General features: G+C 66.9%; 13 protein-coding genes and 1 pseudogene. 5 read left to right on the forward strand and 9 right to left on the reverse strand.

Translation table 11 applies throughout. The features are described from left to right. Nucleotides 1-385: 385 nt before the first annotated feature. A pseudogene (locus AC1DXV_RS20695) lies at nt 386-617 on the forward strand (hypothetical protein); the annotation flags it as partial. On the opposite strand, the gene AC1DXV_RS20700 reads toward AC1DXV_RS20695, so the two are convergent. The 3 genes from AC1DXV_RS20700 to AC1DXV_RS20710 form a co-directional block, all read right to left on the reverse strand. Beyond that, on the reverse strand, nt 614-1048 hold the full coding sequence (locus tag AC1DXV_RS20700; RefSeq protein ID WP_477868062.1) for a (2Fe-2S)-binding protein: 435 nt from the start codon (nt 1046-1048) through the stop codon (nt 614-616). The pseudogene AC1DXV_RS20695 and the gene AC1DXV_RS20700 overlap by 4 nt on opposite strands. 80 nt (nt 1049-1128) lie before the next feature. Continuing rightward, the gene (locus tag AC1DXV_RS20705) at nt 1129-3429 is read right to left on the reverse strand and encodes a xanthine dehydrogenase family protein molybdopterin-binding subunit (RefSeq protein WP_477935297.1); all 2301 of its coding nucleotides are present in this window, start codon (nt 3427-3429) and stop codon (nt 1129-1131) included. Next, nucleotides 3426-4145 carry an aspartate/glutamate racemase family protein gene (locus tag AC1DXV_RS20710; RefSeq protein WP_477868066.1) on the reverse strand — a complete coding sequence of 240 codons (720 nt, stop codon included), beginning with the start codon at nt 4143-4145 and terminating at the stop codon, nt 3426-3428. Before AC1DXV_RS20710 ends, AC1DXV_RS20705 begins: the two co-directional genes overlap by 4 nt. Before the next feature lie 207 nt (nt 4146-4352). Here AC1DXV_RS20710 and AC1DXV_RS20715 point away from each other — a divergent pair, with 207 nt between their 5' ends. Then, nucleotides 4353-5183: a helix-turn-helix domain-containing protein gene (locus AC1DXV_RS20715; RefSeq protein ID WP_477935299.1), complete on the forward strand. Its 831-nt coding sequence runs from the start codon at nt 4353-4355 to the stop codon at nt 5181-5183. A 64-nt stretch (nt 5184-5247) separates the two neighbouring features. Here the strand turns inward: AC1DXV_RS20715 and AC1DXV_RS20720 are convergent, their stop codons facing one another. Further along, nucleotides 5248-5595 (reverse strand): SRPBCC domain-containing protein, encoded by a 348-nt coding sequence (locus AC1DXV_RS20720; RefSeq protein ID WP_477874368.1) that lies wholly within the window; start codon nt 5593-5595, stop codon nt 5248-5250. Between the two features lie 125 nt (nt 5596-5720). Here AC1DXV_RS20720 and AC1DXV_RS20725 point away from each other — a divergent pair, with 125 nt between their 5' ends. Then, on the forward strand, nt 5721-6533 hold the full coding sequence (locus AC1DXV_RS20725) for a hypothetical protein (RefSeq protein WP_477935301.1): 813 nt from the start codon (nt 5721-5723) through the stop codon (nt 6531-6533). Here AC1DXV_RS20725 and AC1DXV_RS20730 read toward each other — a convergent pair. Continuing rightward, nucleotides 6527-7447 (reverse strand): LysR family transcriptional regulator, encoded by a 921-nt coding sequence (locus tag AC1DXV_RS20730; protein ID WP_477873273.1) that lies wholly within the window; start codon nt 7445-7447, stop codon nt 6527-6529. The genes AC1DXV_RS20725 and AC1DXV_RS20730 overlap by 7 nt on opposite strands. 140 nt (nt 7448-7587) lie before the next feature. Here AC1DXV_RS20730 and AC1DXV_RS20735 point away from each other — a divergent pair, with 140 nt between their 5' ends. After that, nucleotides 7588-9015: an MFS transporter gene (locus AC1DXV_RS20735; protein WP_477935303.1), complete on the forward strand. Its 1428-nt coding sequence runs from the start codon at nt 7588-7590 to the stop codon at nt 9013-9015. Here the strand turns inward: AC1DXV_RS20735 and AC1DXV_RS20740 are convergent. The 3 genes from AC1DXV_RS20740 to AC1DXV_RS20750 are packed head-to-tail and all read right to left on the reverse strand — an operon-like array spanning nt 8972 to nt 11178. Continuing rightward, nucleotides 8972-10210: an MFS transporter gene (locus tag AC1DXV_RS20740; RefSeq protein ID WP_477871355.1), complete on the reverse strand. Its 1239-nt coding sequence runs from the start codon at nt 10208-10210 to the stop codon at nt 8972-8974. The two genes, AC1DXV_RS20735 and AC1DXV_RS20740, sit on opposite strands and share 44 nt — an antisense overlap. Continuing rightward, the gene (locus tag AC1DXV_RS20745) at nt 10207-10578 is read right to left on the reverse strand and encodes a hypothetical protein (RefSeq protein WP_477871359.1); all 372 of its coding nucleotides are present in this window, start codon (nt 10576-10578) and stop codon (nt 10207-10209) included. The genes AC1DXV_RS20740 and AC1DXV_RS20745 overlap by 4 nt, the downstream gene beginning before the upstream one ends. A gap of 15 nt (nt 10579-10593) precedes the next feature. Then, nucleotides 10594-11178 (reverse strand): RNA polymerase sigma factor, encoded by a 585-nt coding sequence (locus AC1DXV_RS20750; protein WP_477871353.1) that lies wholly within the window; start codon nt 11176-11178, stop codon nt 10594-10596. 124 nt (nt 11179-11302) lie between these two features. On the opposite strand from AC1DXV_RS20750, the gene AC1DXV_RS20755 reads away from it, so the two are divergent. Beyond that, a complete protein-coding gene (locus tag AC1DXV_RS20755; RefSeq protein WP_477935305.1) occupies nt 11303-13984 on the forward strand; it encodes a TonB-dependent receptor plug domain-containing protein in 2682 nt (893 codons plus the stop codon). An 18-nt stretch (nt 13985-14002) separates the two neighbouring features. Here the strand turns inward: AC1DXV_RS20755 and AC1DXV_RS20760 are convergent, their stop codons facing one another. Next, entirely contained in the window at nt 14003-16330 is a 2328-nt protein-coding gene (locus AC1DXV_RS20760; protein ID WP_477935307.1) for an alkaline phosphatase family protein, read from the reverse strand. Between the last annotated feature and the right edge of the window lie 124 nt (nt 16331-16454).

Genomic DNA, 16454 nt, shown 5'->3' on the forward strand with positions numbered 1-16454 from the left:
CCGAGAAGCTTTCCTTCCGGGAAGTCCACATTCAGGCAGGCTCGGTTCAGATCGTCAGGCGATGATTCAACCAATGCAAGCATTGTTCGTCCACGGCCTGGGTCGTACGCCCTTGTCGGGCCTGCCGCTGATGGCGCGTCTGCGGCGTGCGGGTATCCGCGCGCGGGGATTCGGGTACCTGGCGGCCTGCGAGGATGTCGAGGCCATCCGTGCACGGCTCATGCGCCGGCTGGTCGAGATGGCGCAATCGTCCGAGACAACGTTGGGCTATGTGGTTGTCGGGCATTCGCTGGGCGGCGTGCTGCTTCGCGATGCGCTGGCTGCGCTACCCGACGGCGTGCCACGCCCTCGCCATGTCTTCTTGCCAGGGTCGCCACAGACGGCCCGTCGCGTGCTCTACATGGCCACGCTCACCGCCTCCCGCTACAACCCTGCCATCAAAACCTTCCAAGACCGGCTGCTGGCCGCCGGCAAGCTGCCCAAGGCACTGGTGGCCTGCATGCGCAAGCTCGCTGACCACGCTCAACGCCATGGTCAAAACCAACAAACCCTGGGATAAATCGCTTCACGGTGGCTTGACTCCAAAGACGGTTACTCAGAGCGCTGCCCCGGCCTAGTGGATTGCTGCTCGGATGCGCGGGTAGGCGCCACAGCGGCAGAGGTTGCCGTTCATGGCGGAGTCGATGTCAGCGTCWGTGGGTTTTGCGTTTTTTTCGAGCAATGCAGCGGCGGCCATGATCTGACCCGATTGGCAGTAGCCGCACTGCACCACATCGAGTTCGACCCATGCCTTTTGCACGGCAGCAAGGGCTTTGCTTTTGAGGCCATCGATGGTGTCGACACGCTTGCCGGCAACTTGGGCCAGAGGCGTGACGCAGGCACGCGTGGGTGAGCCATTCACATGCACCGTGCAGGCTCCGCACAGCGCGATGCCGCAGCCAAATTTGGTGCCGGTCAATTTGAGTTCATTGCGCAAGACCCACAGGAGAGGCATGTCGTCTTCGACATCGAGGGTGGTGGCCTTGCCATTTAGAGTGAAGGTGGTCATGGTGCTTGGTCCGGCGTGCGGCGTTCACTGAATCCCGGCCTGGGCCGGGACGGCGAAGGCAGGAATCAGGGGTTGTATGGTCAGATCATCTTCAGCGGCAGGTTGCGCAGGCGCTTGCCAGTAGCCGCAAAGATGGCATTGGCCAGCGCCGGTGCCACCGGGGGCAAGCCGGGTTCGCCCATGCCTTCGGGGTCTTCGTCACTGGCGACGATGTGGGTTTCGATCACCGGGCATTCGCTCAGGCGCAGCGGCGCGTAGTCGTGAAAGCTGCCTTGTTGCACGCGGCCTTGTTCGATCGTGATTTCGCCATGCAGCGCCGCCGACAGGCCATACACCACCGCGCTTTCCATCTGCTGCGCCACGATGCGCGGGTTGACGACCAGACCGCAATCGACCGCGCACACGACGCGTTCGACGCGAATGCCCTGATCGCTGCCCACGCTGGCCTCCACCACCTGCGCCACCCAGGTGCCAAAGCACCAGTGCAGTGCGATGCCTCGCCCGCGCTTGCGGCCATCGGCTGCAGGCGCGATCGGTGAACCCCAGCCCGCCTTTTCGGCGGCGAGCTTGAGGACGGCGCCTGCGCGCGCATCGCTGCCAAGCATGGCTTGGCGGAACTTGAGTGGATCGGTGGCCGCGGCGTGGGCCATTTCGTCGATGAAGCTCTCCTTGAAGAAGGCCTGATGCGAATGGCCCACCGAGCGCCAGAAACCCACCGGCACCGGAAACTCCATGAACTGATGCATCACGCGCAAGTTGGGGATGTCATAGGGCTGGTCAAACACCCCCTCGGCCACCGTCTTGTCTGGCCCCGCTGGTGGCATCTGCCCGGCGATCGGCAAGAAGGCTCCGACCATGCCTTGAATGGCGCGCGGAGCGTACTTGCCAAACAGAGACTGGCCGGCCGAGCACGCCTCGAGGGCGATGAGCGCGCCCTTGGCATCGAGGCCACCCCTGAAACTAGCGGCACAGGCCGGGCGGTAGAAGTCGTGCCGCGTATCTTCCTCGCGCGACCAAAGCAGTTGCACGGGCAGGCCGGAGAGTTCCTTGGCAATGAAGGCGGCCTGAGCGGCGAAGTCGACCTCCAGGCGCCGTCCGAAGCCGCCGCCGAGCAGGGTCACATGGATCGTTGTGTCTGCGGATTCAATGCCGCACACCGTAGCCACGGCAAGCTGCACTGAATCAGGCACTTGCGTGGGAGCCCAGACCGTGGCCTTGCCGTCTTTGAACAGCACGGTGCAGTTCATGGGCTCCATCGTGGCGTGGGCCAGCCAGGGTGCGGTGTAGTGCGCTTCGTGCTTCTTGGTGGCGGTGGCCAGTGCCGAGCCGGCATCGCCTTGGCCACCAAAGCTGCTGCCSTTGAAGAGGGCGGCGGCCTGCACCATCTGCTGCAGCATCGCCGCGCTGCTGGCAGCACCAGCCGCACCGTCGACCCACTGGGGCTTGAGTGCCTCGACAGCCATTTTGGCGCGATACCAATTGTCGGCCACCACGGCCACGCCGCCGCTGGCGCCGTTGAGTGGCGGCACGATGATGATTCTCTTGACGCCCTTCATCGCCAGGGYGGCGGCGCTGTCCACGCCAGCCACTGTGCCGCCGAGTACGGGGCTCATCGCTATGGCGGCATAGAGCTGCCCTGGCTGCTGCACATCGATGCCAAAGCCGGCTGTGCCGGTTGTCTTGGCGCTCGAATCCAGGCGCCCCAAGGGCTTGCCGATGAGTTTGAACTGCGCCCGCGTCTTGAGCGTGGGCTTGCCCCGCGTGATCGGTGTAACGCCCTTGGCAATGAGTTCACCAAAGCGCGCCGACTGGCCGCTGGGATGCGCCACCACGCCCGCGCTGATCGAGCACTCCGCCTCAGGCACCTTCCAGTACTTGGCGGCGGCAGCAAGCAGGCTCATGCGCGCCATTGCGCCGGCTTGGCGCATCGGCTGCCAAGTATCTTTCACGCTTGAAGAGCCGCCGGTCATCATGTTCATGAGGTTGCGGGCCATGTAGGCGTTTTGCGTTTGCACCATGGCTTTGAGCAGGCCCCGATCGCGCGGGTGATAGGGCACCGAATCGCGCACGGCGGCGACGTTGTTGTAGATTTTGTCCACACCCGACGCCTCCACGCGCACGCGCGACCAATCGGCGTCGAGCTCTTCAGCCACCAGCATGGCCAAGGCGGTGTAGATGCCCTGGCCCATTTCGGATTTGGAGCAGACAACGGTCACCCAATCATCGGCACCGATCTTGACCCAGCCGTTCAGCGCCAGTTGGCCTTCGCTCACGGGCATGGCCTGCGCCGTGAGCAGGCGTTCATCGGGCGAGTCGGTCACGCCATAGATCAATGCGCCCGCGGCGCCGAGACCAGCCAGAAGGAAGTAGCGTCGGTTCATGGGTTTGCAATCTCAGCGCTGGCGCCGTTCAGCGCGAAATCGACGGCTGAACGGGCGTGCAGATCGGTGGTGTCAAGCAGCGGCACTCGGCTGTGCTGCGGTTTGATCAACAAGGTGATTTCGGTGCATCCGAGGATGATGGCCTCGGCGCCACGTTGCGCCAGTCGGTTGATCGTTTGCTGGTAGATCTGGCGAGACTCGTCATTGACGATGCCGACGCACAACTCGTCGTAGATGATTCGATGAACTTCCTTGCGTTCGATCGACGGGGGGACGAGCACGTTGAGCCCGTGAAGCCTGGTCAGCCGATCCTTCATGAAGTCCTGCTCCATGGTGAAAGAGGTCCCAAGCAGCCCGATCGTCTTCACCCCGGCACGTGTGGCGGCGCGCCCCACCGGATCTGCGATGTGGAGAAATGGAATCGTCACGACCGCCTGAAGGTCATCGATGACCTTGTGCATGGTATTCGTGCACAGGACAATGCAGTCGGCGCCCCCGGCTTGCAGCTTCCGCGCGGCATCCTGGAGAATCTGCGTCGTCAGATCCCAGCGGCCCTCGTGCTGCGCCCGCTCTATGGGGCCGAAGTCGACGCTCTGCATCAGCGATTGGGCCGAACGCAGCGGCCCAAGGCGCGCGCGAACCCCTTGATTGATGATGCGGTAGTACTCCGCGCTGGACTCCCAGCTCATTCCGCCAATCAGACCGATCGTCAGCATTGCTGGGTGCTTCTGGGTTGATGCCTTGCACGCAGTGTCGAGACAACTGGGCAAGCGAGCTATCAAGAAATTTCAGAAGCAGCGAACGTGGCAGGGACAACCGGTGGGGCGACCAACGGAGATGATGTGCAGGCAAGTCGCGATGCGTCTCGGCGTTGGGTCCATTCTTGGCGGACAATTTCTGCTGCTTGCGACAAGGAAACTGCAATGCCTTCCTCGCGTTCACTGACGGTTTTGAACGGCCATCTCAACGTTCATCTTCTCCCCAGTGCCCCTTACAGTGCACGCGACCCCGTGCAATCGCAGGCCCTCGGGGTGGCTCTGGAGCGGCAGACGGGGGTGCACTCCATCGATTCAGACCATCGAGTTGACTTCGACACCTGGCCCGGTGTCCTGACCTACACGCCTGCGGGGTTACCCGTGTTTTCAGAATCGCAAACTGGCGGCGAATACCTTGTCGCCAGGTGGACGAGGCCCGTCACCACGGACGACGCCACCGCGTTGCCCAATTTCCGCAAGGAGATGCCGGGACACCGTCAGGCCTTGGTGCTGGGTCGAGCGATTCGCAAGGCCATGATGGATCCAGACATCGATATGCTTGCGCTTGAAGAACTCGCAGTCCAGTTCGTGAGTCTTTGCTCGGTGCCACGAAGTGCGCCTAAAAACATCGACCGAGCGAGTTGCGCTCGAGTGCTGGATCGGATTGCCGCGGAGTTCGACCAACCATTGACACTGTCCCAACTGGCAAGCGCCGAAGGGGTGGCGGAAGTCCATTTCCTGCGTGAGTTCAGTCGAGTGGTTGGCATGACTCCCCACGCCTTCATCGTTGAAACCCGCCTGCAGGCCGCACGCGCCCTGATCGAGCGAACCGACATGCCGTTGGCGATGATCGCGTTGGAGTGCGGGTTTTCGCATCAGTCACACATGGGCACGGCATTTCGGAATTTGCTTGGCTTGACGCCACTCCGCTACCGAAGCTCGTTTCGCGATTGTGGCCTCGCAGCACCCAGCGCCGTCAGGTCGCGAGACACCGATTGACGCTCGCGTCGACGCGAATCATAGGTGTCACGGCGCCACGAACGGTGGCGCCGCTCACGCGGGTCTAACGGCTTGTTTTCGACGCGCTGGCTTCGCTTGTGGCCTTCAATCGTGTCAGCCACTCCTGAAGCGCACCATCCAGGAGGGGTTGGAGCGATGCCGCGTTGGCCCGCACGACCTCGCCACTCCACGATTCCTCGGTGCTCACCTTGACGCCCTGCGCAGTCTCGGTGAACTGCCAGACGTGGACGGCGTCGATGCCCTGCGCGGGGCCTGTCCAGACAATGCGGCGCAGCGGCGCCAGTTCCTGCACGGTCGAGGTGATCTGCAGGCCACCTTCTTCCCACTTGAAGGCCGAGCCGACGGCCAGTTCGATGGAGGAAGTCTGGGCGTGGAAGGGTTCTAAAGGAATTGCTCAAGGATGCTGAGCGTCCATGCGTTTTTGTATGACCACACGGGGCGCATCGAGCCCGCCGCACTTGGCAGTTCACCAATACACTCGCAAGCAAAGATCACAAGAGCAAAGGGAGAGCCGGCATGGCAGCCATCGCGCGCGCACTTTTCGTCTTTTTCTGCGTGTTCGTCTTGCTCGGACTGTCGACGACATCAGACCTCGGGGGGCCGATCGCCATCTTTGCGATCGGGGTACCGATGAGTTGGTACGGCGCCAGGCCGTTGTGGTGGCGTCTGCGATCGCAGTCGTGGCGCAGCGTGAAAGTTGAAGTGCTTGGTTCGGATATTCGGCACCGGACCGAGGTGCAAGACGGGCGGCTCGCCACCCGCTTCAGCCCCGAGTTCATCCTGCGCCGCGTCGACACGAACAAGGTACTGCGCGGATTCTGTCTGGTGCGTGGCGACTTTGCCTCGAAGGACGCACAAGCTGCAGTGCAGCTCACCGGACTTTGCGCAATTGGAGAGAAGCGCAAGGCACTGGTCCATCCCGGATACGCTGAATGGCTGGTATTGGCCCCCTACATGTCGCTGGCCCTGTGGCTGCGGAGCGTGGTTTTGACGCTTCTCGGAGCGGCGCTCACGGCACTCGGCATCTGGCTGTCAGCAAATGTGGAGACTGAAGCAGAACGATTGCGTCGGATCGACCGGCAACGCGTTTCGCTACTCGCCGATCAACGCGCCGCAGCCGCAGCTGCAGAGGCGGAACGCATGCGCCGAGATCAGCTGGATGAGCAGACCCGGCTCGCGACAGCGAGAGCGGCCGCCACGAAGGCCGCAGCGTGGGCCAAGTTCTATCGACAGCCGAGACGCTGCGTCGACAATCCGCCTCCGCAGGTTCTGAAAGACTGCGCCAGCGAATTTGCAGAGGCCAGACGTGCTTTCGATGCGAGCTACTGAGCGTTCGCCCGCTGCTGCCGGCACACCTCCAGCACCACCCCTCGCAGCCACCGATGCGCCGGATCGCGATCGAGCCGCGGGTGCCACATCTGCGAGATGGTGATGTGCTCCGTCGGCACCGGCAGCTCGAACGAGCGCAGCGTATTGCTCGCCCGCAGGTGCTCGAAGTACGACGCCGGGATCAACGCCACCATGTCGGTCGCGGCGGCCGTCGACAGCGCGGTGCCGAAGCTGGGAACGATGACGGCGACATTGCGCTTCAAGCCGGCGGCGGCGAGCGCATCGTCCACCGGCCCCGTGATTTTTCCCCGGCGCGACGTGACCACATGGTCGCAGGCCGCATACCGCTCGGGCGTGATCTCGCCTTCGGCCAGCAGCGGGTGACCCTGCCGCACGACGGCGATGAAGCGGTCGCGGTAGAGCGTCTGGACGCGCACCTCGGGGCCGGACTCGCCGAGCACGCCCACGTCGAGATCGATCAAGCCCTCGCGCAGCGGCCGCACGTCCTTGTCGGGCTTGGGCGCGAAACGCAGGCGCACTCCGGGCGCCTCGCGCGCGGTGCGTGCCGCGAGCAGGTGCGCAAACGCCTCGGTGAAACCGTCGTTGGCCCGGATGGTGAACAGGCGCCCGAGCGTGCCGAGGTTCAGGTCAGGCCCGGCCGGCTGCAGCACGGCCGCCGCCTCGTCGACCAGGGCCTTCACCTGCTCGCGCAGCGCCAGTGCCCGCGGCGTCGGCACCATCGCACGGCCGGCCCGGACCAGCAGCTCGTCACCCGTCGCTTCACGCAAGCGAGCCAGCGTGCGGCTCATCGCCGATTCGCTCAGGCCCAGCCGCTCGGCGGCCCGGGAGACGCTGGCCTCGGAGAGCAGCGCGTTCAATGCAATGAGCAGGTTGAGGTCGATGTCGGCGGGCATCGGTCGAACCTAGCACGGTTCGGGGCCGTCGATCCGGCGCCGCATGCAGGAACAAGATGCGCGCCACGCTCTGTGGCAGTCGGGGTCGGCGACCTATGCTGACGTGGCGCGATCGAGCGCCCCCCTCCGGTCCACCAGCCATGTCATCCACTGTCCTCGAATCCAACCCGTCCCCGGTCTCTCATCGCACCGACTCCGGCGCGGCGCACGAGCTCGACGGCCTGCCGCTGCCGCGCCGCTACGCAGCAGTCGCCGCGATCCTCGGCGCGATCGTGCTGGTGGTGCTCGACGGCGCGATCGCCAACGTCGCGCTGCCCAGCATCGCGCAGCAACTGCACGCAGCGCCGGCCGACGCGGTCTGGATCGTCACCGCCTACCAACTGGCGATCGTGATGTTCCTGCTCCCCGCGTCCGCCGTCGGCGAGCGGCTGGGCTATCGCCGCGTGTTCACCGCCGGGATCGCGCTGTTCACCGTGGCGTCGGTGCTGTGTGCGCTGGCGCCGTCGCTGCCCTGGCTGGTCGCGGCCCGATGCCTGCAGGGGCTGGGCAGCGCGGCGGTGATGCCGCTGGGGCTGGCGCTGTTGCGCTTCACCTATCCGCGCCGCTTGCTGGGCCAGGCGATCGCCTGGAACGCGCTGACGGTGGCAGGCGCCTCGGCGGCCGGGCCGGCGGTCGGCGCCGCCTTGCTGTCGGTCGCGAGCTGGCCGTGGCTGTTCGCGGTGAACCTGCCGGTCGGCGTGTTGGTGCTGGCGGCCTGTGCAGGGTTGCCGAATCCGCCCGGCACCGGGCGCCGCCTCGACCTCGCCAGCATCGCGCTCAACGCGCTCCTGTTCGCCGCCTTCGTGCTGGGCAGCGACTGGCTGCCGTCGTCGCCGTGGTACGGCGCGGCCTTGCTCGCCGTGTCGGCCGTTTCGCTGGTGCTGCTGGTGCGGCGCGAGAGGCCGAAGGCGGCGCCGCTGATCCCGCTCGATCTTCTGCGCGTGCCGTCGTTCCGGCTATCGGTCATCGCATCGGTGTGCTGCTTCACCGGGCAGATGGTCGGCTATGTATCGCTGCCGTTCTACTTCCAGCACGAGCTGGGCCTGGGCGTGGCGGCCACCGGCCTGCTGATGACCCCGTGGCCGCTGGCGGTGATGGTGGCCGCGCCGTTGTCGGCGCGCCTGGCCCGGCGCGGCGTGCCGACCGCGTGGCTCTGCGCGATCGGTGGGGCGTGCCTCTCGCTCGGCCTGGCGCTGTGCACCGCCTGGCCGATCCACGGCGATCCCTGGGGGCCGATGGTCGTCTTCACGAGCCTGGCGGGTCTCGGCTTCGGGTTCTTCCAGACACCCAACAACCAGAACATGCTGCTCGCCGCGCCGAAGGAGCGCAGCGGCGCGGCCGGCGGTGCACAGGGCACCGCGCGGCTGACCGGGCAGACGCTGGGCAGCCTGTCGATCGGGCTGCTGTTCGCGCTGCTGCCGTCGGTCAGCGCCGTGCACTGGGGCCTGGCGCTCGGGGCGGCGGCTGCGTTGGCCGCCGCCGTGGTCAGCCTGCTGCGACGCTCTTCTGCAAGCGCCACAGCAGCATGAACGACACGATCGACGCGCCCACCACGACGTGCCCGACCCGGTCGAAATGCTGCAGCCGGCCGTCGGCCCCCAGCGTGACGATGTGGCCCGCGATCACCGACGCGATGCCGCCCGACAGCTGCTGCACCGACGAGCTGATCGCGTTGAACGCGCCGCGCTGCGCCGGCGTCGGTACGCCGGCCACGAGGGCCTGGAACGGGATCATCCGCGAGAAGATCCCGACGAACAGCACCGCGTTGACCGCGATCAGCACCGGCAGCGGCACCGGGCCGAGGTGGGTGTAGATCTGCACCATCGTCATCGACAGCAGCGTGCCCACCGTGAACACGCGGAACTTGCCGAACCTGTCGGCAGCCCGGCCGATCAGCGGCCCGAACACGATGGTGCACAGCCCCGTCACCAGGTAGATCGTCGGCAGGCTGTGCATGCTGATGTCCAGGTTGTTGACGGTGAAGGCGCTGCTGAACGGCATCAGCATGAAGCCGCCGGTGGTCAGCAGTGCGGTCGTCGCGAACGCCAGCAGGTGGCGCGGCACGGCCACCGTGTGCAGCAGGTGGCTGAAGGCGCCACGCTCCTGCGGCAGCTTCAGGTGCGCATCCACCGGCTGCAGCCGCCAGGCCACCACCAGCCCGCCCACCAGCCCGAGCGCGGCCATCGCGAAGAAGGGCATGTGCCAGTCCCAGCGGCTCGACAGGTACAGCCCGGCCGGCAGGCCCAGCACCTGGCTCGCCGCGAACGCGGTCTGGATCAGCCCCATCACGCGGCCGCGCATCGACGCCGGGAACAGGTCGGTGGCGATCGCGAGCACGATCGAGCCGATCACGCCGCCGAACAGGCCGGTGACGATGCGCGCCGCAAGCAGGCTCTCGAAGGTGGGTGACAGCCCGCACCACAGCGTGCCCAGCACGAAGCCGGTGTAGAAGAACAGCAGCAGCTTCCTGCGGTCGAAGCGGTCCGCGAAACCGGCCGTCAGCAGCCCGGCCGCACCGGCGCTGAACGCATAGGCCGAGACGACGAGCCCGAACTGCTTCGGGCTGATCGACAGCGCCGGCATGATCAGCGCGCCGAGCGGCGCCATCAGCATGAAATCGAGGATGACCGCGAACTGCAGGAACGCGAGCAGCCCCAGCACCACCTTCTGGTAGGGCGAGAACGCCTGGGGCGTTGCGGGTGGCGCGAGGGACGGTGTGCTCATTCAGGGGCTCCGGTGCGGGCGTCGGGATGCTGGTGGTGGGATCGATTGTCGGGTCGATCGGGGCGGATGCCACGGCGGAACTGCTCCCGCTCCTCGGGCGTCATCGCGTGCCAGTCGGGGCCGCATCTGCGATGCCCGAACCGGTGGCCATGCCAGCCGCGCCGCCAGCCACCATACCCGCGAAAGCCGCCGAACAGGATCCGGCACAGCAGCAGCAGGCCCAGCGCGTGCGGGTAGTCGATGGCCTGCGCCCCCGTCAGCAGCCCGGGGATCACCACATTCCACAGCGCCATCACCACGCCGCCCAGAGCGGCGATCGCGACCAGGCCCAGCACGAGGCGGCCCACGAACATTGCCTTGAATCTCATCATCATCTTTCTCCTTCAGTCTTCCAGTTCGTCATAGATGGGTTGCAGCTGCGCGCGCAGGTAGAGCACCGCGTAGCGCTTGCGGGCGAGCAGCGTGTTGAGCGGCACGCCGGTGTCTGCCGCCATGTCCTTGAAGCTGCGGCCGTCGAGTTCGTGCGCGATGAACACCTCGCGCTGGTTCGCCGGCAGCTCGTCGAGCGCCTGCTGCAGCGTGTCCAGCAGCACCGAGCGCGCATAGGCCGCCTCCGGGCCGCCGTCCGGGTCGGGCAGTGCCAGGTCGAGCCGCGTGTCGTCATCGTCCGGATCGCCCGCATCGCGCAGCGGCTCTTCGCGCTTCTTGCGGAAGCGGTCGACGATGCGGTTGCGCGCCACCCGGAACAGCCACGCGCTCACCTGCTCGATCGCGGATGGCAGTCGATATGCCTCGACGAACTCCTCCAGCACGTCCTGCAGGATGTCTTCCGCATCGGTCGGGTCGGGCACGCGGCGCCGGATGAAATCGCCGAGCCGGCCCGATTCGCGCCGGACCGTGGCGGTGATTTCCTGCTCGTGATCGGGATGGGGTGCGGTCACGAGGGCAGGCGGCGTTGGCGGATCCATGCCTGGGAAGACGTTCCAGGCGCCGGAATATTGTGCGGCCGCATTTGCATGTGAGCTTCCCTTCGTTGTGTCCCCCGAGGTCGGTGCGTAGCCTGCGGTCACGTTTTTTCGTGACCCATCCAGCATGCCTTCATCCACACGACCACTATTCGGCGCGCTGCTGCTCGCCGCCATCACCCCCGCCCACGCTGCCGAGCCCGAGGGCCAGAGCCTGCCCGGCGTGCAGGTCACCGGCTCGCGCCTGCTGCGCGCGCAGGCCGAAGGGCCGAGCCCGGTCACCGTGATCAAGGGCGAGGATCTCGAGCGCCAGGGCTACAGGAACGTGTTCGATGCGCTCGCGGGCCTGACGCAGAACACCGGCTTCACGCAGGGCGAGGACTTCGGCAACACCTTCACGCCGGCCGCCAACGCGATCAGCCTGCGCGGCCTCGGGCCGAACCACACGCTGACGCTGATCAACGGCCGCCGTGTCGCCGACTACCCGACCGCCTACGACGGCGAGGTCAATTTCGTGAACCTCGCCAACATCCCGTCGGCGCTGATCGACCGCATCGAGATCCTCGACGGCGGGGCCTCGGCGATCTACGGCTCCGATGCCATCGCCGGCGTGGTCAACATCATCCTGAAGAAGCAGCTCGACGGCATCCACCTCAACGTGAAGGCCGGCACCACGCAGCAGGGCGGCGGCGAGAACCTGCGCGTGCAGCTCAGCGGCGGCATCGCGAGCGACGCCGTGACCGGCGTCTGGGGCCTGGAGCTCGGCAAGCGCCAGCCGATCTGGAGCCGCCAGCGCGACTTCATGGCCGACACCACGCTGGCCGGCGCCGCGCCGACGGCGATCGCATCGCGCCGCAATGCCGACACCGGCGCCTACGTCGACCCCGGCACCGGCTGCGACGCGCTGGGTGGGCTGTTCGACGGCAGCACCCGGCACTACCAGGCGGGCAGCCGCAACTACTGCGCGAGCGGCCGCGCCCAGCCGACCTACTGGACCACGCAGACCGGCACCGAGACCGCCAACCTCGCGGGCTTGTTCGACGTTGCGCTGACCCCGAAGACCACGCTGTTCGCCGAAGCCTTGCTCGGCGTGGCCAAGACCGAGAACAACACCCGCGGACCGAGCTGGACCTCGCTCGGCGCGAGCAGCAGCTATTTCCGCAACGCCAACACCGGCGATCTCGAGACCTGGACGCGCCGCCTCGCGCCCGAGGAGCTCGGCGGCGTGACCCGCTTCAGCCGCGAATGGCGCGACACCACCGGCAACCTCGCGTTCGGCGCGCGCGGCGACCTGGTCGACGGCTGGAACTACGAGGTGGCCTACAACGCATCGGCCTACCGCAGCAAGACCGTCACGCCGCGGCTGCTGGCCTCGGTCGACAGCTTCTTCCTCGGCCCTCAGCAGGGCACYGATGCCGACGGCACCCCGATCTACGCACCCGATCCGGCGCGGCTGTACACGCCGCTGACAGCCGCCGAGTTCGGCGCGATCAGCGGTGCCAGCAACGGCGACAACCGCTCGTGGAACCACGGCCTGAGCGCCAGCGTGCGCGGCGACCTGCTGCAACTGCCGGCCGGGCCGCTGCAGCTCGCCGCGGTGGCCGAGCTCGGCTCGCAGGGCTTCAGCAACCGCTCGGACCCGCGGCTGGGGCAGGGCGTGTTCTACAACACCAAGGAGGTGGCCGAAGTGAAGGGCACGCGGCAGCGCCAGGCGCTGGGCGCCGAGCTGAACGCGCCGCTGTCGCGCGAGGTGACGGCCACGCTCGCCGGCCGCTACGACGACTACGCGTTCGCCGGCCGGCATGACGACAAGCTGACCTGGCAGGCCGGTCTGGAGTTCCGGCCGAGCCGCGAGCTGCTGCTGCGCGCGAACCACGCGACCAGCTTCCGCGCGCCGGACATGAGCTACATCTACACCGCCGAGAGCCGCGGCTACTACTCGTCGTCGACCGACTACCTGCGTTGCGCGCAGGCCGGCCAGCCGGTGGCGACCTGCGAGTTCGCCAACGTGTCGCCCGGTTTCAACTACGTCAGCAACGGCAGCGCCGACCTGAAATCCGAGAACGGCCGCAGCTGGGGGCTGGGCGCGTTCTGGTCGCCGAGTGCGCAGTTCGAGGCCTCGATCGACTTCTGGAAGATCGAGATCGACAACCTGGTCACGACGCTCGACGCCGACAAGCTGCTGCGCGACGAGGCCGATTGCCGCAGCGGCGCGCGGGACCCGGCCAGCCCGAGCTGCCTCGACACGTTCTCACGCGTGCGCCGCAACCCGGCGAATGCGGTGGTGCGGCCGGGCGAGGTCTACGAGATCGCGGTCAACCCGATCAACGCCGCGCAGGAGAGCACGCGCGGCTTCGACCTCGGCGTGCGATACCGCTGGGCCACCGAGGGCTGGGGCCGCTGGCAGGTCGGTGCGAAGTACACACGGGTGCAGAGCTTCACGTACCAGCAGTTCGCCGGCGACGCCGCGACCAACCAGGTCGGCACGCGCGATTTCACCGGCTGGCCGACCAAGCTGGTCGCGACGCTGGACGGCAGCTTCGGCGACTGGGGCGCGACGCTCACGTCCAGCCGCTACGGCCGCATCGCCGATGGCGACGAGGGCTTCGTGCCGCCGCAATGGCTGCACAACCTGAGCGGCAGCTACCAGCTCGCGAAGAACACGCGGCTGACGCTGATCGTCAACAACGTCGCGAACAAGACGGTGCGCGACGACACCGGGGGCTGGCCGTTCTATCCGGTGGGCTTCTACAGCCCGCACGGGCGGCAGGGCTGGGTGGAGTTCGAGCACGTGTTCGGTGGGGGCTGATCGCCCGGGCCCGCGGCGTCAGYGTGGTGGTTCACCGACGACCCGCGTCACCACGGCGCCCAGCCCGGACAGCGTCCTCGCCTCGTCCAGCGCCTTGTAGACGTCCTCGCCGACAGGGGCGCCCGCGTTCGCCGCGAGCGGCTGTCGGGAGAGGAGCTCCCGGACCATGCGCGACGCGATTTCACGCTGCAGCCCGGAGGGCGGCGGATCGATCGCCGGCCCCGCGGTGATGGCGGCCAGCGCGGCGGCGCTGGGCTTGATCTCCGGCATGTCGGTGCGCGGCGTGCTGCGCGTCAGCACCGACTCGAAGGTCGGCGCGTTCTGGACGCGGTTGCCCAGCTTCCAGTCGCTGCGCGGAATGCCCATCATCGTCAGGATGGTGGCGATGACCGAGGTGTGGTCGAACGGCGTCGCGGGCCCGGCCCGGAAGACGGTGTTCGCCTCGATGTAGGGCGACACCAGGATCAGCGGAACGCGCACGCCGAAGCGGTCGAAGCCGAAACCCAGCTCGCTCTGCGTGGGGGCAGGCGTGGCCGAGCCCTCGCCCCAGGGCACGGCGGCATGCCAGGGCGGCGCGACGTGGTCGTAGGTGCCGCCGTGCTCGTCGAAGTTGATGATGAGGAGCGTGTCGTTCCAACCGGGGCTGGACCTCAGCGCATCCAGGATGTCGCTGACGAACTGCTCGCCGGGCGCGACGTTGCGCGGCGGGTGGTAGTCGTTGCCTTGCGGGCCGACGCCGTCGCGCGAGTAGCCATAGCCCCACTTGGGCTCGAGGAAGCACATGGAGGGCAGGGCGTTCGTTCTGGCGAGACGGTAGAAGGCGTCGATGTCGTCGAAATGAGGGTCGTACTTCGAGTCGCCCAGCTGGGTCAGGATGTCGCGGGTGAAGCACTTGCCGCCTGCGAACCACCAGCTTTCGCTGGCGAACATCATCCAGTCGCTGGGTGATTTCATCCCGGCGTCGTACATCACGTTGAACATCGTGCGCTGGTTGAAGTAGAGCCAGTTCTCGCCGATGCGCCACATGTTGTTGTTCACCCAGGCCTGCAGCGCGCCGGTATCCGGGTCGGGCGCCAGCGAATTGCCGGTGGCGGCGAAGGCGCGGTTGCAATTGGTCTGCGTGGGCACCGACGAGAAATACGCATCGGACACCGCATAGTGGCGCGCGGCGCCGTTCAGCACCGGCAACTCGGCGGGCGTGTAGGTCTGCATGACCTCGTCGAGCCCGTAGCGCCAGCTGTCGCTGGYGAAGTCCTGGTAGAAGCCGCCCATGCCGGCGGCCTGGTTCGGGGGCGGGTTCGATGTGCTCGAGAAGAGCTGGTTGTTGACGTGCACGTAGTCTTCGTTGGGATCGCACTCGGGCACCCAGCTGTTGCGGGTGCCCTTGCGGACCCAGTGCCTGACCCCGTTGGCGCCCAGGTTGTAGTAGGTCTCGGGGCGCAGGCCGTTGTAGCCGGGCTCGTTGTTGCCGAGCGGCGCCATCACGCGGTCGGGGCGCTGGCCGTCCGGATAGAGCCAGCCCAGCACGTTGTCGAGCGAGCGGTTCTCCAGCATCAGGTAGACGATGTGCTTGATGCGCGACGGCACGTTGTTCTGCACACCGAACAGGATGCCGTCGCTCGTCATGAAGACGTTCGTGTACCCGTTCCAGCCGCCGCGGCCCACGAGGTGCGCGCCGCGCCATTCTTCGGTGCCGTCCTCCCAGCCCTTGTGCTGGTACCAGTAGAGGTTGCCGTCGGGCGTGATGCCGTACAGCGTGCCGTCGCTGGTGGCGAACACGCTGGTGTACTGGCGCCAGCCGCCGCGCCCGACGAGGTTCTTGCCGGTCCAGCGCTCGCTGCCGTCCTGCCAGCCGTCGTGGCGGTACCAGTAGAGGTCGCCGTCGGGCGTGATGCCGTAGAGCACGCCTTCGCTGGTGGCGCACACGCTGACGTACATGCCCCAGCCGCCGGCGCCGACGAGCTGTCGTTCGCTCCACCGCTCGGTGCCGTCCTGCCAGCCTTCATGGTGATACCAATAGAGGTTGCCGTCCCAGCCGACGGCGTAGAGGATGCCGTCGCTGGTGGCGAAGACGGTCCGGTAGTCGGCCCATCCACCCCGGCCGACGACCGTGCTCTCCCAGCGCTCGGTGCCATCCTGCCAACCGGCGTCGCGGTACCAGTGCAGGTTGCCGTCCCAGCCGATGGCATAGACGATGCCGTCGCTGGTCGCGAAGACGGACTTGTATTCCTGCCATCCACCGCGGCCGACGAGGTTCTTGCCGGTCCATCGCTCGGTGCCGTCTTTCCAGCCATCGTGGCGATACCAGTAGAGGTTGCCCAGGGTGGAGTTGGCATCGATGCTCATGATCGGCCTCGCCGAGAGTGGATGAGTGCACATTCTCGGGAGCAGGTCGGCGCGGGGATACATGCCGGGCCTGAAGACTTCTGAAATCGCGTCAGCCGGCCGGCGCGAACCCGCCGTCGAAGGT

The organism is Rhizobacter sp. P3_C12 (assembly GCF_056402735.1).

What these genes read in the sequence shown, in the direction of transcription:
- AC1DXV_RS20735 (WP_477935303.1), top strand. Translation starts at nt 7,588, where the DNA reads ATGTCATCCACTGTCCTCGAATCCAACCCGTCCCCGGTCTCTCATCGC.
- AC1DXV_RS20715 (WP_477935299.1), top strand. Translation starts at nt 4,353, where the DNA reads ATGCCTTCCTCGCGTTCACTGACGGTTTTGAACGGCCATCTCAACGTT.
- AC1DXV_RS20725 (WP_477935301.1), top strand. Translation starts at nt 5,721, where the DNA reads ATGGCAGCCATCGCGCGCGCACTTTTCGTCTTTTTCTGCGTGTTCGTC.
- AC1DXV_RS20740 (WP_477871355.1), bottom strand. Translation starts at nt 10,210, where the DNA reads ATGAGCACACCGTCCCTCGCGCCACCCGCAACGCCCCAGGCGTTCTCG.
- AC1DXV_RS20750 (WP_477871353.1), bottom strand. Translation starts at nt 11,178, where the DNA reads ATGGATCCGCCAACGCCGCCTGCCCTCGTGACCGCACCCCATCCCGAT.
- AC1DXV_RS20730 (WP_477873273.1), bottom strand. Translation starts at nt 7,447, where the DNA reads ATGCCCGCCGACATCGACCTCAACCTGCTCATTGCATTGAACGCGCTG.
- AC1DXV_RS20710 (WP_477868066.1), bottom strand. Translation starts at nt 4,145, where the DNA reads ATGCTGACGATCGGTCTGATTGGCGGAATGAGCTGGGAGTCCAGCGCG.
- AC1DXV_RS20745 (WP_477871359.1), bottom strand. Translation starts at nt 10,578, where the DNA reads ATGAGATTCAAGGCAATGTTCGTGGGCCGCCTCGTGCTGGGCCTGGTC.